Here is a 25,748-nt window from a genome sequence, read left to right as displayed (position 1 = left end):
AGATTCTCCTTTAATAAAGAAATTTTTGGGTATGTGTAAGCAATTCTTGTTCTGTCAGTTCACCTTTTACGGTGTGTACTACTTTTCCATCTTGCAAAAATAACGTCGTCGGCAATGTTAAAATTTTATAGTTTTCTTTCAGCTGCCCTTTACGGTCTAACAGAATCGGAAAAGGCAAATCGAATTTCGTTAAGTATTGATTGACCAGCCTTGTCGGTTCTTCCACATTGACTGCATAAAGCTCAATGTTATGTGACTGAAGTGTTTCATACGCCGCTTTAAAGGCGGGCATTTCCCTTTCACATGGGGGGCAGTAAGTTGCCCAGAAGTTAAGGATATAGTTGCCTTCATCCGGAATGGCAAATTGCTCACCGGAAGTTGACTGGAGCACAATTTCCTCGGTTTTCGCTTCTGCCTTCTGTTTGGACGTATTTGAAATAATGGCATAGCTTAGTGCGACTATCAGGACCGCGGATAATGATAACTGGATCCATTTTCTCAATTCAGCTTCACCTCGATTTCAGGCATTTCGTGCTGTTCCCCATAACTAACATGTGAAATCACTTTATAAGTGCCGGTACCGTCAAAGCTCGTTTCGATCGTAAACTTCCCGTCCCCGCTAGTATCTGGTGTCACGGAACCAATGGCATTGCCGGTTGGATTGATCAGTTCGAATTCAATTTCCACATCGTTTTGAATTGGTTCACCGTTGTACGTTACGGTTGCTGTGATCGTTACAGGTTCGAATGCTTCGAGCTCAGATTTACTGGCATTTAATGTTACATCGAGCGTTTCATTTGCTTGTGCACTACAGCCGGTAAGCAGTAGCACTGTAAGTAAAAGTCTTTTCATTTACCATCAGCCTTTAAATTTGTCCAGAACAGCAGGCGTTTTTTTAATTTTTCAAATGCAATCATGATAGCGACAATTATAATACTGTTAAAAATAATGCCTGCAAGCACGTAATGATATTGTGAGAAGTCACTGTAATACTGGATGAAAAAGCCCATTCCTGATGAAGCACCGAACATTTCGGCGATCGTTAAAATCAGGAAGCTCATACCAAGTGATGTACTCGCACCACTTAAAATATGGGGTGCACTTGCGGGCAACACGACTTTCAGTAAAAACGTTGGTCCTTTTAAACCAAGAGATTTCGCATTGTCAAGATAATGCTTTTCAATCAGCAGTACGCCATGAATCGTTCCTAAAAATACTGGCCAAAATGCGCCGATAAAAATAAGAGACATCGAAGCTGTTTGGAAAGTCGGTAAAATTGCAATGACATATGGTATGAACAGCGTTGGCGGAATCGGACTTAGTGCATGAAAGTAAGGCATTAATATTTCACGTGACCGTTTGTTCAATCCGAAAAACAGACCGCCTACAATACCTGTCACTAAAGCTCCGAAGAACCCTGGTATCAGTAGTTTCATCGAGCTCACAACACCGGTTAATAGCTCCCCGATTTTCGCGGAAAATGACTCAACGACCGTTAGAGGCTGCGGGAATATTACCGGATTGATCCATGTCGCATATTTTGTGACAAGTGCCCAAACCGCAATAAATATTATTCCTATCAAAATAGTAAGATTATAGCGTTTAAAAAATGTGAGCATTCCATCCCACCCCTTAAATGTTTTGTTCATTAAAACGAACGAGCTGATCTTTGTAATAAGCATCATCCGGATATTGTTCGATTAACTCAGTTAATGCTTTTTCGTATAGATCGATATTTACATATTTGTTTACATCAATATCATCCACATTTTCAACATAGCCGATTTCTTTCATTTGCTCCCACATTTGAACCACTTTCTCTCTGCTTGGATCAGAAGAATAATTCGAGTGGCTGTCGTTTACAATCGTATTAATTACTTTCTCATCGACTTTCATATACTCTTTCGCTGCAGTTACTGCTGATTGCGGATCTTCAATCTTTTTACGTTCAGCGCGAATAAGTGCCTTTAAGAAACGTTTATATGCTTCCCCGTCTTCTTCCGCCAATAATTCCGAGCGTGTTACAACACGACAGCATACATGCCCTTCCTGTAAATCATTGCTCCATGCAACTGCTTCAAGACCCATATCAACTGCTTGTGCGTAGAATGAGTTTGCCGATACTGCAACGTCCACTTTTCCTGATGCTACCGCTTCAAGCAGCATACTACCTGTTTTGAATTCAACAATTTCCAGATCTTTTTTCCAGTCGATACCTGCATCTTCAAGCGCAGAACGGAAAACGATATCCGATGTAAAGATCCTGATCGTTCCAACTTTTTTTCCTTTATAGCTTTCAAGTGAAGTATATTGCCCCGCGTTTTCCTTTTTCGTTAAAATCGGGTGTCCGCCCTCCAAATGCCCTCCAATAATGGAGAAATCCGAGCCGTTTGCGATAAACGTTAAGGGGCCAGCTGTACCGAATGTTAATCCGACATCAATTTTCCCCGCCTGCAGTGCATTCAGTCCGTCTGCCGAGTTTGCAAAGCCAACACGATTGACCGTAATATGTTCTTCTTCAAAATAGCCTTCCTGATGAGCAATGTCGACAAGTGTTCCACCTGCAGACTGACTTAAACCAACCGTGATTTCATAATCGTCAGAGGCTGCCCCTTTTGAAATTTGTTCATCATCTCCGCATGCAGCAAGTAAACCTACTGTTAAAGCGAGTGAAGCGATCCATTTCTGATTTGTTTTTTTCATTCAACGATCCTCCTATATTCCTGCGCCATCTGCTATTTCTGTTTTTAAACTATTGACGATCTGTTCGTTCATCTCATTTAAAAGGGATTCACGAAATGCACGGAACTCCTTGTTTTCAAATAGTTTTTGACGATCCGTCCCTTTTTTCTCAATTGGTACTTGAATGCTTTTCGTCACCGCCCCGTTTTTCCCGGGAGCAAAGATGACAATACGGTCCGCCAAATAAATGGCTTCGTCAACATCATGTGTAACAAATACGACTGTACGTTTTTGTTCGGCACTAATTTGAACAAGCAGATCCTGCAGTTGAATACGTGTGACAGGATCCAAAGCGCCAAATGGTTCATCCATCAGCAGTAAATCCGAACCGTAGCTTAATGCACGCGCAATGGCTGCACGCTGTTTCATACCACCTGACATTTGGCCAGGATATTTTTTTACGGCGTGCCCTAAATGGACAAGTGTCAAATATTGCTCTGCGATGTGTGCCAGCTCTTTTTTCGGCATTTTTTTATTACGCTGTTTTAATGCAAGCATGACATTCGCCTGTGCCGTCAGCCATGGAAATAAGGAATAATCCTGGAAAACGACTCCGCAGTCAGGGTGAGTTTGCTTTACGGATTTACCGTTTATTTCGATATTGCCATTTGAAAATGGTTCAAGCCCTGCCATCATTCTGAGCAATGTACTTTTCCCGCATCCGGAAGGTCCCATAAATACGAGAAACTCGCCATCTTGCACTTCAAGCTGAATATTGTTTAAAATTTTTGTCGTCGCATCATAACTGAAATCGATATTCTGGACTTTAATCTTCGTTTTTTTCTCTGTACTATCTTTCGTAGATATAGGGGTTTGTTGTGGCACTGGACGTTCCAATAATTGAACCATGTACTCACTCTCCTAACAGAAATTTTCTACCTAATGATTGGATCGATGTATCAACCGGAACATGCAGTGTCATCGTCCGCAAATTACGCCAATAGCGGTCAAACCCATAACGGCCTGCAGTAGCGCGGCTACCCATCACTTCGAAAATTTTTGATGTAATATCGAGCCCTACTTGCGTTGTGAAGATTTTCGCTGTTTGCAATGCATCATCAAGATCACTGCGATGCTTAGGGGTAATCTTTTCAGGTTCATCCCAAAGCTCCTGTAATAATTGATCCGCTTTTTTCACAACCAGGGCTGCTGCTTCTACCTGTACGTAAAACTGGCCGTAATGATGCTGGATAATCGGATCTTCAATCGCCGAAGTCTGTGTAACGGCGCGCGGTCTTGTTTGCTCTCTTGTATATGTAAGCGCTGATTGAAGAGCACCTTCTGAAATCCCTAAATAAACATGGTTTAAAATAAATGTAGCGATATTCAGACGCAGCTGTGAAAACTCGCTTGCGTAAAAGCCTTGCTGCAACACTTCTTCATCATGTACTTCAACATCGTTGAAAAGAATCGTTCCACTGTCTGTCTGGCGTTGCCCCATATTGTCCCAATCGCCTTTTATATCTACACCTATCCGTTTACTAGGAATAACGACCAATAATGGCTCATCCTGCTCTTCTACTAACGCCGTTACTAATAATACATCCGAATCGACACTACCAGAACAGAACGTTTTTACGCCGTTTAACAAATAGCCTGTTGTTGTTTTTTCAGCCTTCAGTTGAATAGCCACCGGGTTGAACGCATTCCCCCAAAAATAATTGTGCTTGGCTGTTTCGCGATAATAAAATTCCTTTTGCTCTTGTGAACCACATAAATGCGGTGTAACAAGATTGATAAAATGATAGCCTATAACATGTGCCAGTGAACTATCCGCACGTGCAATCGTCCGAACGACTTGAAACACATCATACCAATTCCCACCTAAACCACCGTATTCTGTCGGAATTAAAAGTTTCAAAAGTCCGCTTTCGCGAATTAGATCTCGCTCAGTTTTAGCATTGCCTCCAATTTTATCTCTTTCTACTGCTGTTTGTTCAAACTGTTCGGCAAGCTTTTCCGCGATTTCATCAATATGTGCAACTGCTCCCATAACACCTCTCCTTTACTAGTTATAGAATTTTCTTGCAATTCAGTATTCTTAATTCGTTAGTTTACAGATGCATGTATTTAAAGTCAATAGTTAATTTGAATAATTCATACTGGAATAGTATGCTTTTAGCGAATTAACGTAAAAAACCGCATTTATTTGTATTTTTTTACAAATTAATTGTGTGATTTATAGGGTGATTTCGAAGTTAGAAGAAGAAAAAACCACTATTTCCATAGCGGTCTTTTGGTTTTTGGCATGTTTAGTAATGCATGACTTGATAATAAACAACAATTTGATAAATCGCCGGTACAATTAATGCAATCGCCAAAGAGATGACTGCACCCCACTTCGATTGTGTCATTAATCGATCATTGTCGATTTTCAAGTGCTGTAAAAATGACAGTGTAAAATATAACGCACTGACTAAAAAGATAGGGGTTACGAATGTGAGCCAAATTCCTGCATTCATTTCATGCATCGATTCCTTCACCTCAATCTCATTATATTTCAATATCCATCTGTTTTATTTCTGTGAATTGAAAATTAATACTTTCGTCGAAAATAAAAGTCCACGGCATTGAACAATAAGGAGGAATTTCAAGTGCATCCATTGTAAAATTTTGAGCAATTTTCCCCGCTTCTGTTATAATACTTACTTCCCTATTATGGAAATTAAGTTGTTGATCAGTCCGGTTATGAATAAGCGTTGTAATGAGCAGCTGTTTTCTATGATTCATGGCCGTTCGAATTACGTAACAGGAAATATGCTCATCCTGTTCTTTTGTTTTTTGAAAAGCTTGTTCGATTAATAATCGGTCCTGATCTGAAATCGTTTTATCCCATGCAGCTTCAAATTGCAGTTTTTGCATGAACTTCACCCCTTCAATGAATAATTTATGTAAATAAGCAATAAAACAACCTTTCTTCTATAATACATGTTACAGTAGGAAAGAATCTTAAAAGTTAGAAGGCGAAAAAATATGATCGAAGTAAAGAATTCCCCGATAAGTGATGGGGAATATAATCGCGGTATTTTTGCGATTAATGCAATTCCTAAAGGAACGTTATTCCACCAAGCACCGGTACTAAGCTATCCAAATGAGCAGCATGAACATATTGAAAAAACAAATCTTGCAGATTATGCGTTTGAATTTGGCATTGGCCGTTCTGCACTCCTATTGGGCTACGGAATGCTATTTAATCATTCATATGAGCCGAATGCCACGTATGAAATTAATTTCGACAATGAAACATTCGATTTCTTTGCTTATAAAGATATTGAAGCCGGTGAAGAGATTTTTATTAATTATAATGGCGATGTAGATGATAATGACCCACTATGGTTTAACAACGAAGAAGAATAACAAGGGGGAGCTGTCTAAAAATTAGACAGTTCCTTTTTCTATTCCTTCGATAAAGCGAATGATATCTTCCGTCAGTAATTGGCGTTCTTTTCCTAATGTAATAAGATGACCACTGTTATCGTATTGTTTTTTCGTAATGACGTTGCTAATTGCATTCTTTTCAATCATGTCAATGCTTTGATGGAAAACCGGCTCGTCCAGCATACCTTTTGCCAAGAAAAGAGGCTGTTTCAGCAAATGAAGCTGTTTGCCTGTTTCAACGATAAACTGCTGCAGCGCAATCAGTTTTCCGGCAGGTCTTGGGAAGTGATTATCTAAAAACGCTTGCAGTTCCTGTTCAGAGCTTCCTCTATTTTGTAAATACCTCTTGGAATAATAGACGACACGCTGTTCCAAACCTTCCACTGGCCGCTCCAATACTGGTGAAGAAATAATACATAAAGCTTTCACTTCAGGGAATTCATTTGCCAGTCTTATTCCAAGTACACCACCTAATGACTGGCCAATTACTGTAATCGCTTCATATTTTTCATCGATTAAAAACTGTACTGCTTGTCTGCTATGTTCCCATACGCGTTTCATAGAACTTGCAAATAATTGTTCCGGTGATGCTCCGTGCCCTGCCAGATTTGGCGCATAACTCGTATACCCTTTACTATGAAGCATTTTTGCCAAATAGTGCATCTCCTTCGCATTGCTCGTAAAACTATGTAAAAGCAGAACGGCCTGTTTATGTCCTTTTAAATAAATATCCTCGACAAACTGTTGCATATTAATCCCCTTTTCATTTGTGACAATATTATAGCATAATAATTCTCTGTTACTGTCATTTCCTCAAGTTTAAAAAGCGGAAACAGTGCATTTGTTTTATTGTTCGGCTACAATATGGTTGAACAAAAAAACATATGAAAGGAGAATCATATTAATATGAGAACAATATTATTATCGATTCTTGCTGCACTATTTTTAGCTGTACCGAGCGCAGCAGCACATACGTATTTAGACACGACTAATCCCGAGGATGGAGCAGTTGTAACTGAACCGTTGCAGTCGATTGAACTTACATACGCCGGGAGAATTGAAGCAGGCAGTACATTTAACGTCATTTCAAGTAACGGTGAAGAAATAGAAACAGTATCGATGGATTTAGTCGATGGTGTATTGACGGGTACTTTTGAAACTCCATTACCAAATGATGACTATACCGTTGAATGGAATAGTATTAGTGCAGATGGCCACCCATTGTCAGGTCAATTTTCCTTTACGGTTGATGCACCTGTAGCAGAAGAACCGGCCGAAGAAGAAGTTACAGAAGAAAATGAAGAGCAAGCGGAAGTAGACGAAACGGTAGAAAACAACGTAGCGGAAACAACTGCGGCAGATAATGAAGAAACATCAAACGATACATTACTATACATCGTTGGAGCCCTTTTACTTCTTATTATATTAGTAAGTATTTTCACTATTGCAAGACGGAAAAATACAAAATGATGTCATTGACAATTTTTAGTCAATTTTTACTTTATGTAAGTTTAGCTCTTCTTATGGGAACATTTATCTTATACTGTATCCCTGAAACAATTCGCCCAAAAATCGATATTTCAGCCAAGTGGCTTATTGTTAGTGCGGTCATTTTGCCGATTGTCACATTTGTACCGAATATTCAATTGCTGACAATTTTGACACCACAGTTCGGCTTCATCGAATCATTGGGCATGCTCCTTTTGAAATTTAAAGTTGGCCATTCATGGCTCGCGGTCGTTGGCTTTACGATTATTTTGCTTATAATGCTTCGCCAGTTTATGAAAAAACCTTCGAAGCTTATATCGGTCATGTCAATTTTTATTTTAATCGCCATTATGGCGGCAATTGGCTATATTAGTCATGCAGGTTCGATGACAGGCATTGTCGGATCGGCATTGGATTTTGTTCACCTTCTAGCTGTCAGTGTATGGCTCGGCATCTTAGTTCTGATGAGCTTTTTCTCAAAAGATGCGCAAAACTGGGATGCCTTTCTGAAGTGGTTCTCCCCCGTGGCACTCGTAGCTTTTACGGCAGTTGCATTAACAGGTGTCCTTATGACTGACACAATCGTGCCGGGCTATGTGACAAGCTGGTCGAGCAATTATGGACAGTTTTTATTCATTAAGCATGTTCTGCTCGTACCTTTGACTGTTATTATTTTGGCAAACAGTCTGCTCATTAAACTGAAGATGGACAAGCCATTATTTGAACCGCGTACGTGGGTACGAATCGAAACAGTTTTGCTCGTAATGATATTATTCATTACAGCGCTCTATAGTGAACAACAGCCCCCGAGTTTTTATGTTCAGGAAATTTCTCCGTTTTTTGAAATGTTCTACCGTAGCTCGATTGAAGCTGGCATGCGCGGGTATTTACAAATGACGGGTATCGGGTTAGGATTTTTCCTGTTGACTGCACTGTTCATCGCTCTTGTCATCGTAAGTTATATTAAACAGCTGCCGGTTGTTGTATCGGCTGCCATGACTTTTGCGCTGGCATTATGTTTTTACATGGGCTTTATGTCGATTGTGTTCTTTAAATAACGTCAAAAAATAAAGGGTTGTAGTAAAAGTCATTTCCGACTAATACTACAACCCTTATTCATTAGGCGAGCCTTTTTGTCTTCATACGCATATAGCGAACAAGCGCCGCGATGATTAATATTACTGTTAACACTATTGTACCGTTCTGCATTGTTGGCTCATCTGTTTTTACAGCAATACCGATGAGTGCCCAAACGATAACAAGAGTAAAGAAAATATCTTTTGAAACAGCAACCGCCAAATAACCGAGAATGACCGCAACCCCGACAAGTACGAGTGATCCGATCACCTCTGATATCCCCAAATCGACTCCATGATGTTTTAAGACATAGCTTACATTAGCGATTGTCGCTACGGATATCCACGCTAAGTAAAATGAAAACGGAAAGCGTTCTGAAATACCTTTTTCCGTGTTTTTATACTGCAGGTAAATCGCAATGAGTGTAAATAACAAAAAGAACATTACAATAATGGATAGTATAAATTGTTCATAATGCCAGCTGAACAGCCAAGCAATATTAAATATACAGCTGATGATAAATAAAATACCTACTTTTCCTTTAAAACGATTGTCTTTCACTTTGCGGTATATCGTAATCAGCCATATGACAAGCAGTACATAAATTAACGACCAAATAGAAAATACGTAGCCTGCTGGTGTAAATAACACTTCTAATCGATTCGTAATTTCTGATGCCGTTTGCCCGTTTAAAGGCAGTGTATTGGATAGCGCATTTACTACGATTACAGCAATCATGGCTATCCACATTGTAATATACAAGCCCATTTTTCATCATCCTTTTTTCTAGAATTAGGGAACTATACCCTTCTTTAAAAAAGAATAAGCGGTAAATGGGCTATTGATTGTAAAGGTAATGTGATTTATGCAAAGTTATTTTTAAGTCTGCTTTTCAAAGGCAAGTTTGATCCCAAAACCGATAAGAACAGCTCCAGTCAACGTTTCGATTACCGATTGTGTAGCAGGTTTTTTCATGAAATTGCGGATTTTGTTTAATAAAAAAACATAGAGCGCAAACCAAATAAATGTTAAAACAATATAGATGATTCCCATCGTCAAAAATGGCCAAAACGGTTCTGCGCCTTTAGATAGGAATTGCGGTAAAAACGTAAGGAAAAATACTGCTACTTTAGGGTTGGTGATATTCGTAATGAGTCCCTGCTTAAAATACGAATTGCCTTTAGCTTCAATTTCCGGAATGTCCGTCAATTCCTCTGAGTCAGCTTTTTTAGCACGCATGCTCATCAATGTTTTTATACCCAAATAGCATAAATAGGCTGCTCCTACGTATTTCAACACTGTAAATGCCACGGCAGATTTTACGATAATCGCCGATAGCCCTGCCACCGCTGCAATTGTATGGACCGTTAATCCTGCGCAAGAGCCGACCATTGTTTGAAATCCGCCCTTTTGTCCGTTAACGATTGTATTTTTCGTAACGATCGCTGTATCAGGACCCGGCAATACAATCAGAAGAACACACGCAATGATAAAGAACACAACATTCTCCATTTACTCACCTTCATTTTCTGAATTTTTAAATATGGTAACATGTTCATCTGAATGAAGCTAGGGGAATTTATAGTTTAATGGATTGCTTTTGTATCGTTAATTTTATGTATCCCGTTAAATTTTGTAATCAGTGACTTGTTTTATTAGAAGAGTTTTATGTTTATTAGAAAACTTCATCTGTTTATTAGCATTTTCAGAATCTTTATTTAAACATCTAAGTACGATATTAGAACAATTGCTAAATATATTAGAAAACCGATAACTTATTAGAAAATGTCAAATCGATATTAGATGATTTATAATTTTATTAGAAAATCTGGATCAGCAATCAGTTCTCCGTTAACAACCTAATTTTCTCGGCAGCATTCCCGATAATGACATCCGCCTCAACTTTCCCCGAGTAGTCTATATACATGACCACCTGTTCTTTTACGAAGATGAATTCTTTGTTTTGGTCACTTTGGCGCATAAGTAATTGATCAAATCCGTCATGCTCTCTTTCCGTAAATAATTCTGCTTCATCATCAAACGTATGCTCAGTGATTAAGTCATCAACCAATGGTGCAACAAGGGAGTGAAAGCTTAACCGGTAAATTTCAGCCGAGATACCAGGGTTGTAACTGTTGTTCGGGTCAGACCATTGCCCTTTCTTTTCAATAAAATTTTCCTTCATTTTATATTGCACAGGAGCAACTATACTCCAGTTTTCCCAGTAACTGTTTCTCCAATCTTCTCCATCAATTATAAAAACATCACGTTCAAGATGTGAAGCATTTTCGATTGCTGCAAGCCTGACAAACGGCAGTGTTGTATCTTCTTTTGGTAATGTAACCGTACCTAAATGCAACAACTGGTAAAATGGAATGCAAACGGCAATTAATGATATAGCCAAAGTCATTACATAAGTTATTATGTTATTACGATAAAAATTCTCCCATGGTCTTGGCCGACCATCAGAACTCCCCTCTTTCAAATCGCGTTGTATGCGTGCAATACCTAGTAGCCCCATTCCCATTGAGAATAAGTAAAATATGTTTAATAAATAAAGAAACATCGTGCCAAACAAATTGCCTTCAATTAATGTTAATATTGGTGTATCGTCTGTAAACCAAAGGCTGCCTATAAGCCAAAAAAGAGCTGCCAAAGCGAATAATATAAAGATGAAACTTATCAATGTCTTCTTGAAAAGAGCATTTGCCACAGTTATTTGCTCTTCCCGATCTATCGGAGGTTCACTAGCTTTACGATCAACCGGTGCCGCAAATACGTGAAAATTGCGGTCACTTGCAATATAATCCCAGCCGCTTTCTTCAAATAACCGGATTTTTTCACTCGATATATATTTGCTTTTCGCCAGTTCCAGCCGGTAATCCATTCGTTTGCGATCCCCTTTTTTAAACTTCGCAAAATGTGTGCCAATCTCATAAAAATGCAGCCCTTGCTCGGACATATCCGAAAACCAGCTTTCATGTTCCTTAATACGCCAATACTGCCCGGGTCTTATTCTGCGTACTATTTCTGCCATCGCTCTCCCTCCTCATATGTCTGACCTAACAATAAAATAGAAGGGAATGTTTGTAAATAAATAATTAGAATCAGCAAACTATTTCAGCACTCTCTGACGCAATAAAGAATATTGAAAATGTTCACAGTAAAAAGGCAACCCTACCAATGCAGGATTGCCTATTACACCGCTTAGAACTAACTTTCCGCAAGCAGCAATATTTTCTGAGCTGCATTTTGAGTGGCGTGCACTAATCTTTATTAAAACATTTTATTCAAGTTCGCCATTTCAATTGCAGACATTGCGCTGTCGTAGCCTTTATTGCCTGCTTTTGTACCAGCACGTTCGATTGCCTGTTCGATATTTTCAGTTGTGACAATGCCGAAAATTACCGGTACGCCTGTGTCCAACCCTGCTTTGGCAATTCCTTTTGCCGCCTCGTTACATACATAATCGTAATGTGTAGTTGATCCGCGAATGACCGTACCTAAACCGATTACTGCATCATAATTATTTGTTTCAGCCATTTTTTTTGCAACAAACGGTACTTCGAAAGCACCTGGAACCCATGCTGTATCAACGTTTGCTTCATCAACACCATGACGTTTTAAGCCGTCAATTGCACCGCTTAATAATTTATCATTAATAAATTCATTAAAGCGCCCTACGACAATTCCGATTTTTAGATCTGTTCCGACTAATTGTGCTTCAAATGTTTTTCCCATTTTAATTGCTCCTTTTTATACCAATACGGTAGTTAATTTTATATATTGAACTAAGTCTTCGATTGTAATAAATTTCAGGTTATGTTTTTGTGCAATCTTTTCGAGCTGTGGCATGCGGGCCATTGAACCATCTTCGTTCATAATTTCACAGATGACCGCAACTTCATTCGAACCGCATAGTTTCGCCAGATCAACACCTGCTTCCGTATGCCCGCGACGTTCCAACACGCCTCCCTGTTTAGCAATGAGCGGGAAAACATGGCCGGGACGATGAAAATGCTCCGGTTTTGTTGCAGGATCCAGTAATGCTAACATCGTTTTAGAACGCTCAAATGCACTTATACCTGTCGTTGAATGGATATGATCGATACTAATCGTAAAAGCTGTTTGATATGTATCGGTATTGCTTTGCACCATTGGATGAAGGGAAAGCTTTTCTGCAATTGCAGATGAAACTGGTGTACAAATTAACCCTCTTCCATAAAGCGCCATGAAATTAATATTTTCCGGTGTAGCGAATTCTCCTAACACAAGAAAATCCCCTTCATTTTCACGGTTCTCGTCATCTGACACAATAATAATCTCGCCGTTTTTCAATGCCTGAATTGCTTCTTCAATTGTATTCATTTTGTCACCACTCCTTTAAAATCCTGTACGTTGCAAAAAGTCCATTGTAATTGTACTTTCCGTTTGATTTTGTAAATGTTTTTTTACATATTTTCCGATTAGATCTGTTTCAATGTTCACAACATCTCCCGGCTTTTTAAAGCCTAATACAGTCTGTTCATACGTATGAGGGATTAAGGAAATGGTAATGAATGTGTCCGTCACATCAAAAATTGTTAAACTCGTGCCGTCCACTGTAATTGAGCCTTTCTTAATACATTCAGCAACCAAATGCTTTTCCATTGCCAAATCAATATAAACTGCATTGGCAACAGGTCTTTTCCGTTGTATTGTTGCAATTCCATCAACATGGCCCGATACGATATGTCCACCGAATCGACCATTTGCCGACATTGCCCGTTCTAGATTGACAGGCATCCCAGCAGTTAATTGCTGTAGGCTTGTTGCTTTGACGGTTTCCGGCATGACATCTGCCAAAAATACGGTCGGCGAAAATTGTTTCACTGTCAGACAGACACCGTTAACGGCAATGCTGTCCCCGAGTTGAACATCCTCTAGAATTGTGCTTGCGCGAATGGCTAGTTCCATCGCTTGTGTGGATTGGCTGACTGTTTCAACCGTTCCAAGTTCTTCAATGATTCCTGTAAACATCCTGCTCACCTCTTTTTAAGATTAAAAAAGAACCCCGATTGAATTCGGAGTTCGATGAGAGGAAAATTGAGCATCATCAAATAAGCTTCTTGAAGTAAATTTTCAAAAAACTGCTGACATTGCTTCCTTCTCCCATCCAGACTGTAACTGTCGGCTTTGGACTTGCACCAAATCCTGCACACATAAGTGGCTCACGGGCTTAGAGATAAACTCATCACCGTCGATTGGGAATTTCACCCGACCCCGAAGGAAATTATTTTTTTCAAATAAAATAAAAAAACCCGTCACAAGGTGCGACAGGAAAAGTGTATAGCAAAAAAGCACATTTAAAATCAAATTTTTAAAATGCGTTGCCATTCCTTCTCCCATCCAGACTATAACTGTCGGCTTTGGATTTGCACCAAAATCCTGCACACATAAAGTGGCTCACGGGCTTAGAGATAAACTCATCACCGTCGATTGGGAATTTCACCCGACCCCGAAGGAAATTATTTTATTTGAAAGTTATTGTAACATAAATAATTTAAAAAGCTAATAGTATTTTAGCACCTACTTACTTTTTGTTCCATCAATCCTTTTACCTCTATCCCCTCTGTTAAATTATAAAAATTTTGAAACTTTACTAAAGATAATACGTAGAAGAATATACATAATATTACATAAATTAGAAAGGAGTTATTGCAAGCTTTTTTTAAGTGTCTTTCGTTTACTTGGTTGCTTTTTTTCGTATAACTATTTCATAAAATATAGTGTCGGATAATCTTTAGTAATATAAAAAAACAAATACTTTTTTAACGGTAATGGAGGCTTTTATGGCGAATAATTCACAGTCGAATAAATATCTTATCTTTCTAGAGCTACTGTTTTATGCAGCATTACCTTATGTAATCTGGAAGTTTGGGCGAGAGCCTTTTGGTGACTATGCCGCAATGCTGCTGTCCACTGTTCCCGGGATAATTTATACGGTTTACCGCTTTGCTAAAGACCGGCAATTCAATGTGACAGGCCTGTTTATTTTAGGCTCAATGCTTATAGGTACAGCGGTCGATTTACTGTCGGGTTCAGCGGAGCAGATGATTTGGAATAACGTTTATTTAGGTCTTTTTTATACGTTGCTCTATGTAATTTTATTCATCGTAAAACAGCCTTTTTCCCTGTATATTGCAGTTGATTTTGCTTATTTGCAAGGACATGCACGAAAGGAAAGTAAAGCATTATTCTTTCAAAAAGGGATCTTCCGATGGTTTCAGCTGATCCAGGTTGTCTTCATTATTCGAGGACTGGTTATGGCAGGAATTACGGTCTTCCTGCTTCGTAAATATGGAATTGACAGTTATGGTGACATGCTTATTTATAAACGGGTAGCGAGTTGGGTGTTTTCCGGAATTTTAATGGGGATGTTCTTTTACATTAATGTTGTTGTACAAAACTATATGAACCGATTACATGAAAATAATCTGCAAAAGCGGCAGGAACCGGAAATTGTCGCAGAATAAATATTAAAAAATTTTTGAACCTTTTTCCTCTCCTGTTTGTATAGTCAGTGAATGCATCAAAAGTTGCAGCTTGTTATAAAATTTAACTAAGTAAGGAGAAATCGATATGGGGATTGGTTTTAAAATTTCGTTAATTGTGAGTGCAGTTGAAATGGTTGTATTATTTACGATTTTGATTCCGTTTTTTAGAAAACATATTATCAGGGAAGGTAAAAAAATTAATTATGCGAAAACAACCGTTTATTTACGCTGGAATATATTTGACACGATTACTCTGATTTTAGCGGTTTATACGATTATCTGTGTGCAAGTTTTGAACATTTTACTTTCATCCGGTGAAACAATTGAAAACCCTTATGTTCAGTTTTTTACGAACCAGGCACAGGCATGGGTCATTGTAATGGTTGTGTATTTGGTCATGCGCATATCGGCTACACTAAAAAGTATTAAAGCACGTTTCGGTGACGTTTATGATAGCGAACAATGAGCAGTTGATGATCGCGTTTCAAATTGGCGATTCGGAAGCGTTGGCACAACTGTACGACCAGTTGCATGAGCCGCTGTTCTGTTTTTTGTACCGTTATACAAAAGATGAGCAATTGAGTGTCGATATTGTTCACGACAGCTTTGAAGTGCTGCAATCAAAAAAATTTCAGTATGAACAGCAACGTGGTACGGTAAAGTCCTTCTTGTTTCAGATTGCCTACCGCCTTATGATCAATAAGCTGAAAAGGCGCAAACGATGGCAGACACTCCTGCCTTTTCTCATCCCTATTCAGAAAAAAACGCTGCAAACCGAAGACACACTCGTCATTCAACAAGCGATTTCCAACTTGCCGGATAAACAGCGGGCTGTAATTTTGCTTGCTTACTATGAAGATTTGCCGCAAGAAGAAATTGCCTTAATATTGGATGTTCCGATCGGTACGGTAAAATCACGGCTTCATCACGCTATTAAAGCTTTAAAGGCTGAATTAAAGGAGGATTTCCAACATGAACGAGGAATTTAAAAAGGAAAAAGAGCTATCCGGTTTGCTTGATTCCTATAAAATCGACATACCTGTGACAAAACTTGCAAAAAAGCAGTCACCATTTCAAAAGTTTATTCGCTATCTTGGTTCTCCGACGAAAGATCCATTTGAAAAATGGACAATTCAATCAAAGGGCTATCTGTTTTTTAAAATTTTCCCCGTTTCCCTTGGTTTGTTTTTAGCAATTTTACAGGGATTCCTAATGAACTAATGGTAATTCCTTTGCTGGCTACCTAACTATGAAAGGGTGATAGAAATGAAGAATACGACAACCGTAAAAGAATGTCCAAAATGCGGCTGCTCTGAATTAGGGAAAGGCAAACATAGCGGGTACAGTGTTATGTCACCTGTCAATAAAATGAGCTTAGGTTCCAATATCGAATATATTATTTGTACACAATGCGGTTTTATTATTGAAGGCTATGTCGTAAAGCCTGAGAAATTTAAAGGAACATTTTAATTCGATATCGGGATTACAAATAGAGGGTGGGACATAATCCAAAAATGCAATTTTTCTCTTAGAGAAAAATTGCATTTTTTTGCTGAGCGTAAAAATTGATTTCCATTCCGGGGCGCTTTCCTCGGGCGTGGCCTTACACGAAAGTCTCAGGCGTCAGTGCTCCTGACGCTTCGCTTTCGTCGCAAAATAAATTTCGCTATTCCCGCAGGAAGCTGTGCTTGTTGCGAAAGGTGATACCGTCAGCACGAACACTCGCCCTCCATTCCAATCAATTTTATAAAATATCCGTTTCTTAATAAGGTTTTTCTCCTTAGTTTATGAAATTTCTACTTCTGTCCCGGCCTCATTGTATTTTCTACCTGTTTCTAAAGATCACTTCAACCTACTAATTCCGCTTTTACAAAATAATATGCTTTTTGAATTTCCTTTTCATCCGCTGGGTATGACGTCATCAACTCATCACGTAACTCTTTAAGGCTTTTTGTATTACTTTCTGTAAAGCCATTCATTACAGCCGTCAAAAACACGGGGTTGTAATTTCTTTTCATTTGACTCATAGTATCCGCCCCTTCATTAATTCAACAGTTTTAGTCGCTCTTTTGCGGCCACCATATTTTTCAATGATGCAATCGTCTCTTGCTCCGTGCGAGTTTTCAGTCCACAATCGGGATTGATCCAAAATTGTTCTTTTTCGATCACTTCTTTACTTTCTCCGATAATAACGGCCATTTCTTCCACTGTTGGTATACGGGGGCTATGAATGTCATATACACCTAAACCGATGCCCAGTCTGTACGGTGTCTCTTTTAGTATTTTTACCAGTTCTCCATGGCTTCGTGATGTCTCAATCGAAATCACATCCGCGTCCAATGATTCAATTACATCAATAAAGTCATTAAATTCACAATAACACATATGTGTATGAATCTGGGTCGTATTCCGCACACCGCTTGTCGCTAATTTAAATGCATTTACACTAGATTCGATATAAGCCCGATGTTGATTTTTACGGATCGGCAGCCCTTCTTTTAATGCAGGCTCATCAACTTGAATAATATTGATTCCTGCTTTTTCAAGCGCATATACTTCTTCCCTTAATGCCAGGGCGATTTGATAAGCAACTTCCGAGCGGTTCAAATCATTTCGCACAAATGACCAGTTCAATATTGTAACGGGTCCTGTCAGCATCCCTTTGACCGGCTTATCCGTAAGTGATTGTGCGGCACTTACTTCCCTTACCGTCATCGGTTCCGTCCATTCAACATCTCCGTAAATAATAGGCGGTTTAACACAACGTGAACCATAAGAAACAACCCAGCCATTATTCGTAAACGCAAAGCCATCCAATTTTTCACCAAAAAATTCGACCATATCTGTACGTTCAAATTCTCCATGAACAAAAACATCAAGACCAAGCTGCTCCTGAATCGCAATCCATCGTGCTGTTTCGTTTGCATTAAATGCTTCGTACTCCGCTGTTGTAATTTCCCCTTTACGCCACAAACTGCGATTTTTCTTAACTTCAGCCGATTGCGGGAAACTCCCGATTGTTGTTGTCGGGTAATCCGGCAACTGTAAAAAGGCACGCTGCAGTTTACTGCGCTTGTTGTAGTTATCTGCTCGTTTAAAAGCTTCCTGTGTTAGTGCGTTCACCTTGTCATGTACAGCTTGTTTCCGTCTTGATTTATGCTGCGCCAATGTGCGGATTGCTTTTTGACTTTCTAAAATTGCATGTTGATAAGGACCTTCCAACTGAAGTATTTTTCCTTTAATCATTTGCAGTTCCTTTATTTTTTCATCGGCGAATGCTAAGACGTTTTGCAGCTCAGGTACAACCCCTTTTTCTCCTGCTGTTGTAACAGGCACATGCTGGAGGCTGCACGATGTTTGTAGATGGATAGGTGAATATGGTACGTAGGAACGAATTTCCGCTACTAGTGCCAACTGCTTCTGCAATTCGGCTCTCCATATGTCACGTCCATTAATAATTCCTGCATATAGAACTTTATCTTTTGGGAAAGTAAATTTTTTTAACGATGCTATATTTTCAATTTTTCCATGAACAAAGTCCAGTCCAAAGCCATCGACTGGCAAATTAATCATTGTTTCATAGTCGGATAACGCTTCAAAATAAGATGTGCAGATCGTTTCAACTGTAAGTCCTTTTAATACTTGATGATAGAAATGCTGAACTAATGCAATATCTTCGGAAGTAAGGTCTTTTGTAAGGCTTGGTTCTTCAAGCTGGATTGTCGTTGCACCACTTGCTTCTAACGACTGAAGCAACTCTTTATACACAATCACCAGCTGCTGAATATAGTGTTGTTTTTGTTCTTGGCCAACACCTTTTGTCAGTTTATAAAATGTAAATGGACCAATAATTGTCACACGAGGGGACATGCCGAATGCTTCGATTGCCTCCTGGATATATTGCGCGTAAACATTGTGCTGCAATGCGAGTTGTTGTCCCTCATATTCCGGTACAATATAGTGATAATTCGTGTTGAACCATTTCGTCATTTCACATGCCACCACATTTTCAGCTCCACGGGCCATTGCAAAGTATGCCGTAAAATTATGCTGCAAAGAAAGATAATCATAACGCGATGGAACCATATTGAACATTACAGCCATGTCCAGCATACGGTCATAGTATGTAAAATCACCTACTGTTAAAATATCCAGCCCTAAATCTTTTTGTTGATATAGCTGAGCAAGGCGTAAGTTTTTCATTTCCTGTTCATAGCATTGCAAAGTCAGTTGTTCTTTCCAAAATGCCTCTGTCACACGTTTCCATTCACGATTTTGTCCAATATACGGGTAACCAATTACTGCTGTTTTCATAAACAATTCCTCCTTAAATTTGTTACATAAAAACCAAAACCCCTCTTTCTAAGTGAAAGAGGGGTGTGAATGTTTAAGAGATTGACAAAAGAAACCTTTGTAAACTCAAAGGTTGTTGTCTCACTATCGCACAAAATCACCACCTATTTCCACGTAGGTATTGGCGTGTACTAGTTTCCGGCAGGTCTCCTGGCTCATCATCAACGTTCTTGTGATCCTTCCCATCAATAGACAGTGGTTGAATATCACGAACTCCGATTTACAGTTGCGGGACAGCACCAGACTTTCACTGGTTTCCCTTTTCAGCTTGTTCTCACAAGCACCGTAACTTACACAGTATGTAATTTTGTATACTATATCACAGAATTTGAGTTTTGAAAATTCTTTTTATTTATTGCTTTATCAATATAATGGTTGAAACAATTTGGGTTGATGCATTGTGCTTTTTATTAGAAGGAATTTATTTATTTTAGCACTTTTGCAGGTGATATTAGAAAATTTGGCGTGCTTATTTGCTAATCAAGAACTGATATTAGCATATCAAGCATATCCAGTTCCTTTGTTAGAAGATCCGCAACTTATTAGAAAATTTGTAGTTTTATTAGCACAATTTCAATTTTATTAGAAAAGCCCTCACTCCACAAAAAAACTTGCTTAAAAAGCAGCTACACTTTTTTCGCAAGTTAATCTTACATTTCACTATTATTTTAGACGCTCGTCAATGAGTGCCTCCATATCACTAGCAATCGTTTCATATGGAACACCATCTTCTCCTGTGCCATAACCTGAATAGTTTTTCACGGCAATTCCTTTTTCATCTACTAGGAAAAATGTATCAGCGTGGATAACTTGGTCGTTTCCTTCAATTGACTGAACAGGTGTTTTAAATGAGTTTCTGCCAAACTGCTCGATAAATTTTTGATCGTACCCTGTCAGCATATGCCATTTTGATTCATCTACCGGTTTATGGCGCGATAAATATTCTGTTAAACGCTCCGGTGTGTCGTAGTCCGGATCTACTGAAAACGCGACAATTTTATAATCTTCCAGCCCTTTTTTCTCAAGGTGATCTTGTACTCGGGTCATATTCATTGTCATTGGCGAGCAAATGGTTGTACAGCTTGTGAAGATGAACATTGCCAGCCATGGTTCCCCTTTTAGGCTTTCCAGTGTCACTTCTTTGTTACGGTGATCGGTCATCGTAAACCCGCTAATTTCAAAGTTGGTCGTCGGTTTAAACTGATAATTGCTGCATGCAGTGAGAACTGTTGCTGCCAAGAGCATAAGTGCGAATACTATTTTTTTCGTTTTCATTTCTCTCTCTCCACTCTTTGAACATTACTCTCATCTTACCCAATATTTAGTATATTCTCAATAGTTATCGGAAGAAAGGAAGTGTGTCAACATTGTGAAGAGTTTTTCATGCTCTGTCTGCAGGATGATGTAATGATACGAGTGCTGTATGAATCGCTTCAAGTTTTGTTTCTATCCGATACAGTAAATAAAAAGAAATAAAGATCGGAAATGTTACTTCCTGAAGAATTGCTATCCACTGCTCCATTAAAATCCCTCCTTTTTTCATTTGAAAAGGCCGGCAAAGCATCACACTTCACCGGCCTTGCTTTTAGCTATTCAGTTCGATTGCTGTGACATTACGTTCAACGATGCGAGCTGATTTTTTCACATTGTACAAAAATCCGTCCTTCGAAAACACTGCCTGATCAATAATTGTTTGCATCGCAGCATTCACTTCAGCCTCCGTTAAATTCGGCTTCGGATCATTAATATTAATCGTCATCGTATCCCCTGCAATGTTGGCAAATGTTAATTGTAAAACTTGTGCCATGTGATCACCTCCAATTCATGATAATGTTAATTAAGCGGTAATACTGTCTTTTTGCGTTTTCACAGATTCAATATAATTGTAATCTGTTAAGCCGACGATTGTTGTTGCAACAGTGTATAGTTGCTGAGCTGTCGCATTTCTTTCCAAGTTACGGAATGTGGAACTTTTAATAATCGGCTCATTAAATTCATCAAGGCCTGTCTGATAAAATACTGTCAATGTTGCAGATAAAAATCCGAATTCGTTCATGTTTATCACCTCCTTGCCCTATATATGTCATGATTTACCGAAAAAAGGGACAATGACGATGAAAAATTTTACAAAACCTTATATAATAGACAATAATGAGGTTTATCACCAGTAGTTTAGTAGAAGGAATTTCATAAACAATATTTAGTAATGAGGTGAACATTGTGGGCTTAGATGGCTGGTTTTTATGGTTTATTTTATTTTGGGTTGTAGTATTGATTTCGCTTATGGGGATTGGCGGCTTTTTTATGTTCCGCAAGTTTTTGAAGGCCCTGCCGAAACAGGACGGAAAATCGGATCTAGATTGGCAAAACATATACTTAGATAAAACGATTCATCTTTGGGGTGAAGATGAAAAACAATTACTTACCGAGCTTGTCAGTCCTGTACCAGAGCTATTCCGCCAAGTTGCCAAAGAAAAGATTGCCGGTAAAATCGGTGAAATTGCACTGAATGAGCGTGCCTCAAAAATCGATTTGGACTTAATTATTCGTGGCTATATTATTGCTTCGCCAAAACGCGACCATAAGTTTTTACGTAAAAAACTCGATGAAATGAAAATTGATACAACGAATTATGACCATTTATTTGAGGCATAGACGAAAAGAAGACTGTCTTTAAAAGTATAAAACTTTTAGAGACAGTCTTTTCTATGCGACAATATGCGATTTTTCAAGCTTCTTATATTTAATAAGCATACCGATTCGCCACGGCAAAATCATCGAGAACGCCAAGATGAAGAACATACCGGCAAGTTCACCGACATCGAATGTTTCGGCAAATATTAATTTTAAAATAATACGTAGTACTAATAATCCCACTAATATGAATGGAAATGCTTTAGATTGCTTCATATAAATTGCGCCGTCTCGCACTTCGAACTTCGACGTTAAGATTAATACAGATGAAAATAACAAGCCTAGTGCGGCCGCTTCTACTATTTGAATTGGCGCTACACGAAACTCCTCAAAAATAAACATCAGCGCGCCTGTTGACATCGCAAAAGGCGGAATGAGTATTTTTTTCGTGGATACCGGCTTTTTTTGTGCACGCAGTCTTATGAACATAACAAAAGAGCCCATTATGACTGCCATAATCGTCGAACCAATTAATAAATAGTGAGAAGGTATACTGTCGAACATCATATTCCTCCTCTTGCATGAACGTATGTAAAATTATCGTGTAAACAAGATAATATGGATCATGCACACTTTTTCACTTATGTTACTTCCCTTAGTATAGCACGGTCTGAATAAGCAGGGAACTGTTAGAATCCTTTAAAACCATCGAAAATCGGCAAGAGAAGATTAATAATGTAAGTCAATCCGTCAAAGAACAATAAAATGCCGACCGCGATCATAATATAGCCGCCAACTACTATGATTTTTTGGCTATGTGTGCGAATCCAGTTCATTCGTGAAATGAAGAATGATAATGTAAAGAATGGGATTGCAAAGCCTAAGTAATATGCGACCATATACAACATTGCCGAATCAGGGTTCGTACCGCCAAGCGTAATAATCGCTGCCAGTATCGGACCTGTACAAGGAGTCCATCCAGCTGCAAAAGCTAGACCGATCAGCACCGAGCCGAAATAACCGGATGGTCGGTTTTTGAACTGGAACTTGCGGTCTTTCATTAAAAAGTCAATCTGCAGAAGACCAACAATCATTAAACCGAATGCGACAATTAAAATAGCGCCGACTTGACGCAGTAGATCCTGGTACTGGAAAAAGAAATCTTTCGCTAATGATGTTCCAAATCCGATAGCGATAAATATAATCGAAAACCCAAGCAGAAAAAATAAAGTATGTAAAATTGCGCGTTTTTGCATCATCCCTTTTTCGGTTTTCAGCTCATCGAGTGTCATCCCGGTTATATAGGATAAAAATGCAGGATATAGCGGTAGCGTACATGGTGAAATAAAACTTAAAAACCCGGCACCGAACGCTAAAAGGACATTTAAATCTGTAGTCATGCTGCTTCATTCTCCTTAACATTGATACCTTCATCGTATCAAATTTCCCCATACATTACTTGCTTTTTTAAATGAATATTTTTTGTCAGTGATTTGTGGGTAAGGTAAAAGATAAATGTGCGAAAGTGCCGCGTTATTTGTATTTGAAAATAAATGCTCCTTCTTTATACATGGAAGGGCTCTATCGCACATTTGAGAAAGGAGGGGTGATTTTATTATCGAATCATATCAATAATAAAAAGACTGGAATAAATAACCGAGGTAAACAAGACCACTATTGAAATAGTAATTAGTTGGAATTTTAGCGACCAGCGCCATACACATTCCTTAGGATAGCTTTTTTTCCATCGAAGTGCTGCTTTAAAGTTAATAAACCAGCAATGCAATGTTACAACGATGGAAGGTACCGTATACAGGGCAATCAACAACAAAGACTGCTGGAATACGTTTGTCGTATATTTTCCGTAATTAATCATGAAGTATGGAAGTACGAACCAGAATACGGATGTAAATACTAATACGACAGCCGCCAAAAAATGCAGCCATTTATATTCGCTGTGTGTTTGCCTGTAATGTTTTAATGCTGCCTGCATGATCATCACCTACTTTTTTCACTTACTATTCCGTTTTTTGTCGAAAATGAAACCGGAAAAATGTAGTAAAATGAAAAATTCTGCCTTTATCTATAAAGATTAAGGCAGAATTATTTATAACGAAGCCGAAGATAATTCGAAAACTTCTCTGTTGGACCGTAAATTCCATTCAGGTTCGAAGCGCTTCACAATCGCATTCTTCAATTTATTCATCGCTTTTTCGTTCTCCATTGGATAGATTGCAAAATGTACATCGCTCGCAGGCAAAAGCTGTGTTATCTTTGCGTTAACATGGCAATGAGTAGATGTTCCATCCCGATAGCAACCTTTTGCATATATACTGCCAATATGCTGATTAAAACGCTCTTTAAATGTTCTTGCACATACACCGCAAAATTTCAGTTCATTGTTCGCAATAATTGTATACACACCCCGTTTCTTCAATAAATCCTCTTCACCACTGACGACAAACCGAGAATATATAAGATCACCGTAGTTATTCAAAAACTGCCTGTAAAAATGATTCCCTTCTTTTTTTAGCGCCTTTATTGCTGTCCCGGCCGGCTTATCCTTTAAGTGTGTTTGTTTGTTAACAAAGTCATATAAGTGCTCATATTTCTTTTGTTTCGCAAGTTCGCCAAGCGTCTTTTTATCAAAACTCTCGTATAAGTCGGCAATTCCCTGTTCTAGTACAATTATCTCGATTTTAGTGAACTCTATTTTTTCCTCGTTTATTTGGATAAACATTATTGTTCTCCTTTCAGAAAATCCCCTTTTTACATACATTTCTATATAAATCAGCAAATCCCTCTTAATTTTTCCGATTTCTGTATTAGTACACAATTAATTAAAGAAAAAGCGATTCGCTCTATTGAACGAATCGCTTTATAACTAAAAATTTTCTTTATCAAATACTTCCAAATCAATAATACGGGCACCCTGTTTTAAGATGGCTGCCTCCAGCTCGTCCACTGTCGATTGTTTCGCACCTTTTGCCAGAGTAATAATCACTCGACGTAAATAAGTCGTATCATCATCAAGAGAGAACACACAATGCAGTGGCCACACCTTTTTAACCGCAGTCAGAACTCTAATTAAGATACCGTCTGTGTCCGGCAATGCAATTGTAATGGCACAGCTTCCTGTACGGTAGCCCCACGCCTCTTCCAGCAACTCAAATACTTTAGAATGAGGTAAAATACCGGCAAAGTTCCCTTTCGTGTCAACAACGGCCAAATAAGGCAATTGTTTAATTGAATGGAATACTTCAAAAAATGAACTGTTTTCGTGGACGAAAGCATCCGGTTCTTCAGTAAGTGCTTTAACCGGGGCTTTCATGTCGCCTTCTTTTAATTTATATTCGAGTACTTGGACTTTATAAATATTTCCGACGAATTTTTCCCCCGCTTCATCCAATACAGGGATGCATCTGTAGCCGTTGTCATTTAACTGACCGAGAACGTCTTTGATAGGATCCGTCTCTTTCACATAACTTACATCTTTTTTCTTTACATATCTTTGTTTCACTAACATGGCATTACCTCCTT

Annotated in this window: 34 protein-coding genes, 1 pseudogene and 3 riboswitches; of the genes and pseudogenes, 9 read left to right on the top strand and 26 right to left on the bottom strand. The window is 38.7% G+C overall.

Translation table 11 applies throughout. From position 1 onward, the window contains the following. Positions 1 to 10: 10 nt before the first annotated feature. The 8 genes from ACQKN3_RS04465 to ACQKN3_RS04430 form a co-directional block, all read right to left on the bottom strand. Positions 11 to 502 (bottom strand): redoxin domain-containing protein, encoded by a 492-nt coding sequence (locus ACQKN3_RS04465; protein WP_427709703.1) that lies wholly within the window; start codon positions 500 to 502, stop codon positions 11 to 13. Then, a complete protein-coding gene (locus ACQKN3_RS04460) occupies positions 499 to 852 on the bottom strand; it encodes a FixH family protein (RefSeq protein ID WP_251687694.1) in 354 nt (117 codons plus the stop codon). The genes ACQKN3_RS04465 and ACQKN3_RS04460 overlap by 4 nt, the downstream gene beginning before the upstream one ends. Next, positions 849 to 1,619: an ABC transporter permease gene (locus ACQKN3_RS04455; RefSeq protein ID WP_251687692.1), complete on the bottom strand. Its 771-nt coding sequence runs from the start codon at positions 1,617 to 1,619 to the stop codon at positions 849 to 851. Before ACQKN3_RS04455 ends, ACQKN3_RS04460 begins: the two co-directional genes overlap by 4 nt. Positions 1,620 to 1,632: 13 nt before the next feature. Further along, positions 1,633 to 2,703, bottom strand: coding sequence for an ABC transporter substrate-binding protein (locus ACQKN3_RS04450; protein WP_427709701.1), 1,071 nt, complete (start codon positions 2,701 to 2,703; stop codon positions 1,633 to 1,635). Positions 2,704 to 2,715: 12 nt separating this feature from the next. Then, positions 2,716 to 3,591, bottom strand: a complete 876-nt coding sequence (locus tag ACQKN3_RS04445) for an ABC transporter ATP-binding protein (protein WP_427709699.1) — start codon at positions 3,589 to 3,591, stop codon at positions 2,716 to 2,718. 4 nt (positions 3,592 to 3,595) lie between these two features. Next, positions 3,596 to 4,735, bottom strand: coding sequence for an acyl-CoA dehydrogenase family protein (locus ACQKN3_RS04440; RefSeq protein WP_427709696.1), 1,140 nt, complete (start codon positions 4,733 to 4,735; stop codon positions 3,596 to 3,598). Positions 4,736 to 4,994: 259 nt separating this feature from the next. Then, positions 4,995 to 5,213, bottom strand: a complete 219-nt coding sequence (locus ACQKN3_RS04435; RefSeq protein WP_251687684.1) for a hypothetical protein — start codon at positions 5,211 to 5,213, stop codon at positions 4,995 to 4,997. 22 nt (positions 5,214 to 5,235) lie between these two features. Continuing rightward, the gene (locus tag ACQKN3_RS04430) at positions 5,236 to 5,604 is read right to left on the bottom strand and encodes an SLAP domain-containing protein (RefSeq protein ID WP_251687682.1); all 369 of its coding nucleotides are present in this window, start codon (positions 5,602 to 5,604) and stop codon (positions 5,236 to 5,238) included. Between the two features lie 111 nt (positions 5,605 to 5,715). On the opposite strand from ACQKN3_RS04430, the gene ACQKN3_RS04425 reads away from it, so the two are divergent. After that, positions 5,716 to 6,099 carry an SET domain-containing protein gene (locus ACQKN3_RS04425; protein ID WP_427709694.1) on the top strand — a complete coding sequence of 128 codons (384 nt, stop codon included), beginning with the start codon at positions 5,716 to 5,718 and terminating at the stop codon, positions 6,097 to 6,099. 21 nt (positions 6,100 to 6,120) lie between these two features. Here the strand turns inward: ACQKN3_RS04425 and ACQKN3_RS04420 are convergent, their stop codons facing one another. Then, positions 6,121 to 6,870: an alpha/beta hydrolase gene (locus ACQKN3_RS04420; RefSeq protein WP_251687680.1), complete on the bottom strand. Its 750-nt coding sequence runs from the start codon at positions 6,868 to 6,870 to the stop codon at positions 6,121 to 6,123. A 156-nt stretch (positions 6,871 to 7,026) separates the two neighbouring features. Here ACQKN3_RS04420 and ACQKN3_RS04415 point away from each other — a divergent pair, with 156 nt between their 5' ends. Next, the gene (locus ACQKN3_RS04415) at positions 7,027 to 7,590 is read left to right on the top strand and encodes a copper resistance CopC family protein (RefSeq protein WP_427709691.1); all 564 of its coding nucleotides are present in this window, start codon (positions 7,027 to 7,029) and stop codon (positions 7,588 to 7,590) included. Further along, positions 7,587 to 8,666, top strand: a complete 1,080-nt coding sequence (locus tag ACQKN3_RS04410; RefSeq protein ID WP_427709689.1) for a copper resistance D family protein — start codon at positions 7,587 to 7,589, stop codon at positions 8,664 to 8,666. Before ACQKN3_RS04415 ends, ACQKN3_RS04410 begins: the two co-directional genes overlap by 4 nt. A gap of 61 nt (positions 8,667 to 8,727) precedes the next feature. Here the strand turns inward: ACQKN3_RS04410 and ACQKN3_RS04405 are convergent, their stop codons facing one another. From ACQKN3_RS04405 to ribE, 6 genes and pseudogenes are all read right to left on the bottom strand, one after another. After that, a complete protein-coding gene (locus ACQKN3_RS04405; RefSeq protein ID WP_427709687.1) occupies positions 8,728 to 9,453 on the bottom strand; it encodes a TspO/MBR family protein in 726 nt (241 codons plus the stop codon). 111 nt (positions 9,454 to 9,564) lie between these two features. Then, positions 9,565 to 10,197 (bottom strand): LysE family translocator, encoded by a 633-nt coding sequence (locus tag ACQKN3_RS04400; RefSeq protein WP_251687672.1) that lies wholly within the window; start codon positions 10,195 to 10,197, stop codon positions 9,565 to 9,567. Between the two features lie 328 nt (positions 10,198 to 10,525). Next, on the bottom strand, positions 10,526 to 11,722 hold the full coding sequence (locus tag ACQKN3_RS04395) for a DUF2812 domain-containing protein (RefSeq protein ID WP_427709685.1): 1,197 nt from the start codon (positions 11,720 to 11,722) through the stop codon (positions 10,526 to 10,528). 239 nt (positions 11,723 to 11,961) lie between these two features. After that, positions 11,962 to 12,426 carry a 6,7-dimethyl-8-ribityllumazine synthase gene (gene ribH / locus ACQKN3_RS04390; protein WP_427709683.1) on the bottom strand — a complete coding sequence of 155 codons (465 nt, stop codon included), beginning with the start codon at positions 12,424 to 12,426 and terminating at the stop codon, positions 11,962 to 11,964. 18 nt (positions 12,427 to 12,444) lie between these two features. Next, positions 12,445 to 13,053, bottom strand: a pseudogene (gene ribB, locus ACQKN3_RS04385) (3,4-dihydroxy-2-butanone-4-phosphate synthase); the annotation flags it as partial. 15 nt (positions 13,054 to 13,068) lie between these two features. Next, positions 13,069 to 13,704, bottom strand: coding sequence for a riboflavin synthase (ribE, locus tag ACQKN3_RS04380; RefSeq protein ID WP_427709681.1), 636 nt, complete (start codon positions 13,702 to 13,704; stop codon positions 13,069 to 13,071). A gap of 120 nt (positions 13,705 to 13,824) precedes the next feature. Further along, positions 13,825 to 13,959: riboswitch (FMN riboswitch) on the bottom strand. Between the two features lie 98 nt (positions 13,960 to 14,057). Then, a riboswitch (FMN riboswitch) is annotated at positions 14,058 to 14,194 on the bottom strand. A 322-nt stretch (positions 14,195 to 14,516) separates the two neighbouring features. Here ribE and ACQKN3_RS04375 point away from each other — a divergent pair. From ACQKN3_RS04375 to ACQKN3_RS04355, 5 genes are all read left to right on the top strand, one after another. Further along, positions 14,517 to 15,200 (top strand): VC0807 family protein, encoded by a 684-nt coding sequence (locus tag ACQKN3_RS04375; RefSeq protein ID WP_427709679.1) that lies wholly within the window; start codon positions 14,517 to 14,519, stop codon positions 15,198 to 15,200. 106 nt (positions 15,201 to 15,306) lie between these two features. After that, positions 15,307 to 15,687 carry a group-specific protein gene (locus tag ACQKN3_RS04370; protein ID WP_427709677.1) on the top strand — a complete coding sequence of 127 codons (381 nt, stop codon included), beginning with the start codon at positions 15,307 to 15,309 and terminating at the stop codon, positions 15,685 to 15,687. A gap of 7 nt (positions 15,688 to 15,694) precedes the next feature. Further along, positions 15,695 to 16,210, top strand: coding sequence for an RNA polymerase sigma factor (locus tag ACQKN3_RS04365; protein ID WP_427711585.1), 516 nt, complete (start codon positions 15,695 to 15,697; stop codon positions 16,208 to 16,210). After that, positions 16,194 to 16,442, top strand: coding sequence for a hypothetical protein (locus ACQKN3_RS04360; RefSeq protein ID WP_427709675.1), 249 nt, complete (start codon positions 16,194 to 16,196; stop codon positions 16,440 to 16,442). The genes ACQKN3_RS04365 and ACQKN3_RS04360 overlap by 17 nt, the downstream gene beginning before the upstream one ends. 45 nt (positions 16,443 to 16,487) lie before the next feature. After that, positions 16,488 to 16,691 (top strand): transcription initiation factor TFIIIB, encoded by a 204-nt coding sequence (locus ACQKN3_RS04355; protein WP_251690010.1) that lies wholly within the window; start codon positions 16,488 to 16,490, stop codon positions 16,689 to 16,691. Positions 16,692 to 17,068: 377 nt separating this feature from the next. Here ACQKN3_RS04355 and ACQKN3_RS04350 read toward each other — a convergent pair whose 3' ends face one another. The 6 genes from ACQKN3_RS04350 to ACQKN3_RS04325 all read right to left on the bottom strand — a co-directional run bounded on the left by ACQKN3_RS04350 (position 17,069) and on the right by ACQKN3_RS04325 (position 21,630). Next, entirely contained in the window at positions 17,069 to 17,248 is a 180-nt protein-coding gene (locus ACQKN3_RS04350) for a hypothetical protein (protein ID WP_251687660.1), read from the bottom strand. 16 nt (positions 17,249 to 17,264) lie between these two features. Then, positions 17,265 to 19,535, bottom strand: coding sequence for a 5-methyltetrahydropteroyltriglutamate--homocysteine S-methyltransferase (metE, locus tag ACQKN3_RS04345; RefSeq protein WP_427709673.1), 2,271 nt, complete (start codon positions 19,533 to 19,535; stop codon positions 17,265 to 17,267). Positions 19,536 to 19,697: 162 nt separating this feature from the next. Beyond that, positions 19,698 to 19,877: riboswitch (cobalamin riboswitch) on the bottom strand. 360 nt (positions 19,878 to 20,237) lie between these two features. Continuing rightward, on the bottom strand, positions 20,238 to 20,849 hold the full coding sequence (locus tag ACQKN3_RS04340) for an SCO family protein (RefSeq protein ID WP_427709671.1): 612 nt from the start codon (positions 20,847 to 20,849) through the stop codon (positions 20,238 to 20,240). 106 nt (positions 20,850 to 20,955) lie between these two features. Beyond that, positions 20,956 to 21,096 carry a YvrJ family protein gene (locus tag ACQKN3_RS04335; RefSeq protein WP_251687655.1) on the bottom strand — a complete coding sequence of 47 codons (141 nt, stop codon included), beginning with the start codon at positions 21,094 to 21,096 and terminating at the stop codon, positions 20,956 to 20,958. Between the two features lie 63 nt (positions 21,097 to 21,159). After that, positions 21,160 to 21,381 carry a DUF2922 domain-containing protein gene (locus tag ACQKN3_RS04330; RefSeq protein ID WP_251687653.1) on the bottom strand — a complete coding sequence of 74 codons (222 nt, stop codon included), beginning with the start codon at positions 21,379 to 21,381 and terminating at the stop codon, positions 21,160 to 21,162. Between the two features lie 30 nt (positions 21,382 to 21,411). Then, positions 21,412 to 21,630 carry a DUF1659 domain-containing protein gene (locus ACQKN3_RS04325; protein WP_251687650.1) on the bottom strand — a complete coding sequence of 73 codons (219 nt, stop codon included), beginning with the start codon at positions 21,628 to 21,630 and terminating at the stop codon, positions 21,412 to 21,414. A gap of 164 nt (positions 21,631 to 21,794) precedes the next feature. On the opposite strand from ACQKN3_RS04325, the gene ACQKN3_RS04320 reads away from it, so the two are divergent. Further along, positions 21,795 to 22,229 (top strand): DUF2621 domain-containing protein, encoded by a 435-nt coding sequence (locus tag ACQKN3_RS04320; protein WP_413078878.1) that lies wholly within the window; start codon positions 21,795 to 21,797, stop codon positions 22,227 to 22,229. 51 nt (positions 22,230 to 22,280) lie between these two features. On the opposite strand, the gene ACQKN3_RS04315 is transcribed toward ACQKN3_RS04320, so the two are convergent. The 5 genes from ACQKN3_RS04315 to cbpA form a co-directional block, all read right to left on the bottom strand. Continuing rightward, a complete protein-coding gene (locus ACQKN3_RS04315; RefSeq protein WP_079527013.1) occupies positions 22,281 to 22,772 on the bottom strand; it encodes a CcdC family protein in 492 nt (163 codons plus the stop codon). 125 nt (positions 22,773 to 22,897) lie between these two features. After that, positions 22,898 to 23,608 carry a cytochrome c biogenesis CcdA family protein gene (locus ACQKN3_RS04310; protein ID WP_427709668.1) on the bottom strand — a complete coding sequence of 237 codons (711 nt, stop codon included), beginning with the start codon at positions 23,606 to 23,608 and terminating at the stop codon, positions 22,898 to 22,900. 215 nt (positions 23,609 to 23,823) lie between these two features. Further along, positions 23,824 to 24,201, bottom strand: a complete 378-nt coding sequence (locus tag ACQKN3_RS04305; RefSeq protein ID WP_251687646.1) for a hypothetical protein — start codon at positions 24,199 to 24,201, stop codon at positions 23,824 to 23,826. Between the two features lie 114 nt (positions 24,202 to 24,315). Then, entirely contained in the window at positions 24,316 to 24,948 is a 633-nt protein-coding gene (locus ACQKN3_RS04300; RefSeq protein ID WP_427709665.1) for a hypothetical protein, read from the bottom strand. 144 nt (positions 24,949 to 25,092) lie between these two features. Continuing rightward, entirely contained in the window at positions 25,093 to 25,734 is a 642-nt protein-coding gene (cbpA, locus tag ACQKN3_RS04295) for a cyclic di-AMP binding protein CbpA (protein WP_251687642.1), read from the bottom strand. Positions 25,735 to 25,748 lie beyond the last annotated feature (14 nt).

Source organism: Solibacillus sp. NPDC093137, assembly GCF_050280445.1.
GTDB lineage: Bacteria > Bacillota > Bacilli > Bacillales_A > Planococcaceae > Solibacillus > Solibacillus isronensis_B.
The sequence above is the reverse complement of the archived record's forward strand: the minus strand, read 5'-3'. Positions and strand labels throughout refer to the sequence as shown.

Excerpts from the sequence above, each read along its gene's own strand:
- ACQKN3_RS04460 (WP_251687694.1), bottom strand. The coding sequence starts at position 852 with ATGAAAAGACTTTTACTTACAGTGCTACTGCTTACCGGCTGTAGTGCA.
- ACQKN3_RS04455 (WP_251687692.1), bottom strand. The coding sequence starts at position 1,619 with ATGCTCACATTTTTTAAACGCTATAATCTTACTATTTTGATAGGAATA.
- ACQKN3_RS04450 (WP_427709701.1), bottom strand. The coding sequence starts at position 2,703 with ATGAAAAAAACAAATCAGAAATGGATCGCTTCACTCGCTTTAACAGTA.
- ACQKN3_RS04445 (WP_427709699.1), bottom strand. The coding sequence starts at position 3,591 with ATGGTTCAATTATTGGAACGTCCAGTGCCACAACAAACCCCTATATCT.
- ACQKN3_RS04440 (WP_427709696.1), bottom strand. The coding sequence starts at position 4,735 with ATGGGAGCAGTTGCACATATTGATGAAATCGCGGAAAAGCTTGCCGAA.
- ACQKN3_RS04435 (WP_251687684.1), bottom strand. The coding sequence starts at position 5,213 with ATGCATGAAATGAATGCAGGAATTTGGCTCACATTCGTAACCCCTATC.
- ACQKN3_RS04430 (WP_251687682.1), bottom strand. The coding sequence starts at position 5,604 with ATGCAAAAACTGCAATTTGAAGCTGCATGGGATAAAACGATTTCAGAT.
- ACQKN3_RS04425 (WP_427709694.1), top strand. The coding sequence starts at position 5,716 with ATGATCGAAGTAAAGAATTCCCCGATAAGTGATGGGGAATATAATCGC.
- ACQKN3_RS04420 (WP_251687680.1), bottom strand. The coding sequence starts at position 6,870 with ATGCAACAGTTTGTCGAGGATATTTATTTAAAAGGACATAAACAGGCC.
- ACQKN3_RS04415 (WP_427709691.1), top strand. The coding sequence starts at position 7,027 with ATGAGAACAATATTATTATCGATTCTTGCTGCACTATTTTTAGCTGTA.
- ACQKN3_RS04410 (WP_427709689.1), top strand. The coding sequence starts at position 7,587 with ATGATGTCATTGACAATTTTTAGTCAATTTTTACTTTATGTAAGTTTA.
- ACQKN3_RS04405 (WP_427709687.1), bottom strand. The coding sequence starts at position 9,453 with ATGGGCTTGTATATTACAATGTGGATAGCCATGATTGCTGTAATCGTA.
- ACQKN3_RS04400 (WP_251687672.1), bottom strand. The coding sequence starts at position 10,197 with ATGGAGAATGTTGTGTTCTTTATCATTGCGTGTGTTCTTCTGATTGTA.
- ACQKN3_RS04395 (WP_427709685.1), bottom strand. The coding sequence starts at position 11,722 with ATGGCAGAAATAGTACGCAGAATAAGACCCGGGCAGTATTGGCGTATT.
- ribH (WP_427709683.1), bottom strand. The coding sequence starts at position 12,426 with ATGGGAAAAACATTTGAAGCACAATTAGTCGGAACAGATCTAAAAATC.
- ribE (WP_427709681.1), bottom strand. The coding sequence starts at position 13,704 with ATGTTTACAGGAATCATTGAAGAACTTGGAACGGTTGAAACAGTCAGC.
- ACQKN3_RS04375 (WP_427709679.1), top strand. The coding sequence starts at position 14,517 with ATGGCGAATAATTCACAGTCGAATAAATATCTTATCTTTCTAGAGCTA.
- ACQKN3_RS04370 (WP_427709677.1), top strand. The coding sequence starts at position 15,307 with ATGGGGATTGGTTTTAAAATTTCGTTAATTGTGAGTGCAGTTGAAATG.
- ACQKN3_RS04365 (WP_427711585.1), top strand. The coding sequence starts at position 15,695 with ATGATCGCGTTTCAAATTGGCGATTCGGAAGCGTTGGCACAACTGTAC.
- ACQKN3_RS04360 (WP_427709675.1), top strand. The coding sequence starts at position 16,194 with ATGAACGAGGAATTTAAAAAGGAAAAAGAGCTATCCGGTTTGCTTGAT.
- ACQKN3_RS04355 (WP_251690010.1), top strand. The coding sequence starts at position 16,488 with ATGAAGAATACGACAACCGTAAAAGAATGTCCAAAATGCGGCTGCTCT.
- ACQKN3_RS04350 (WP_251687660.1), bottom strand. The coding sequence starts at position 17,248 with ATGAGTCAAATGAAAAGAAATTACAACCCCGTGTTTTTGACGGCTGTA.
- metE (WP_427709673.1), bottom strand. The coding sequence starts at position 19,535 with ATGAAAACAGCAGTAATTGGTTACCCGTATATTGGACAAAATCGTGAA.
- ACQKN3_RS04340 (WP_427709671.1), bottom strand. The coding sequence starts at position 20,849 with ATGAAAACGAAAAAAATAGTATTCGCACTTATGCTCTTGGCAGCAACA.
- ACQKN3_RS04335 (WP_251687655.1), bottom strand. The coding sequence starts at position 21,096 with ATGGAGCAGTGGATAGCAATTCTTCAGGAAGTAACATTTCCGATCTTT.
- ACQKN3_RS04330 (WP_251687653.1), bottom strand. The coding sequence starts at position 21,381 with ATGGCACAAGTTTTACAATTAACATTTGCCAACATTGCAGGGGATACG.
- ACQKN3_RS04325 (WP_251687650.1), bottom strand. The coding sequence starts at position 21,630 with ATGAACGAATTCGGATTTTTATCTGCAACATTGACAGTATTTTATCAG.
- ACQKN3_RS04315 (WP_079527013.1), bottom strand. The coding sequence starts at position 22,772 with ATGTTCGACAGTATACCTTCTCACTATTTATTAATTGGTTCGACGATT.
- ACQKN3_RS04310 (WP_427709668.1), bottom strand. The coding sequence starts at position 23,608 with ATGACTACAGATTTAAATGTCCTTTTAGCGTTCGGTGCCGGGTTTTTA.
- ACQKN3_RS04305 (WP_251687646.1), bottom strand. The coding sequence starts at position 24,201 with ATGCAGGCAGCATTAAAACATTACAGGCAAACACACAGCGAATATAAA.
- ACQKN3_RS04300 (WP_427709665.1), bottom strand. The coding sequence starts at position 24,948 with ATGTTTATCCAAATAAACGAGGAAAAAATAGAGTTCACTAAAATCGAG.
- cbpA (WP_251687642.1), bottom strand. The coding sequence starts at position 25,734 with ATGTTAGTGAAACAAAGATATGTAAAGAAAAAAGATGTAAGTTATGTG.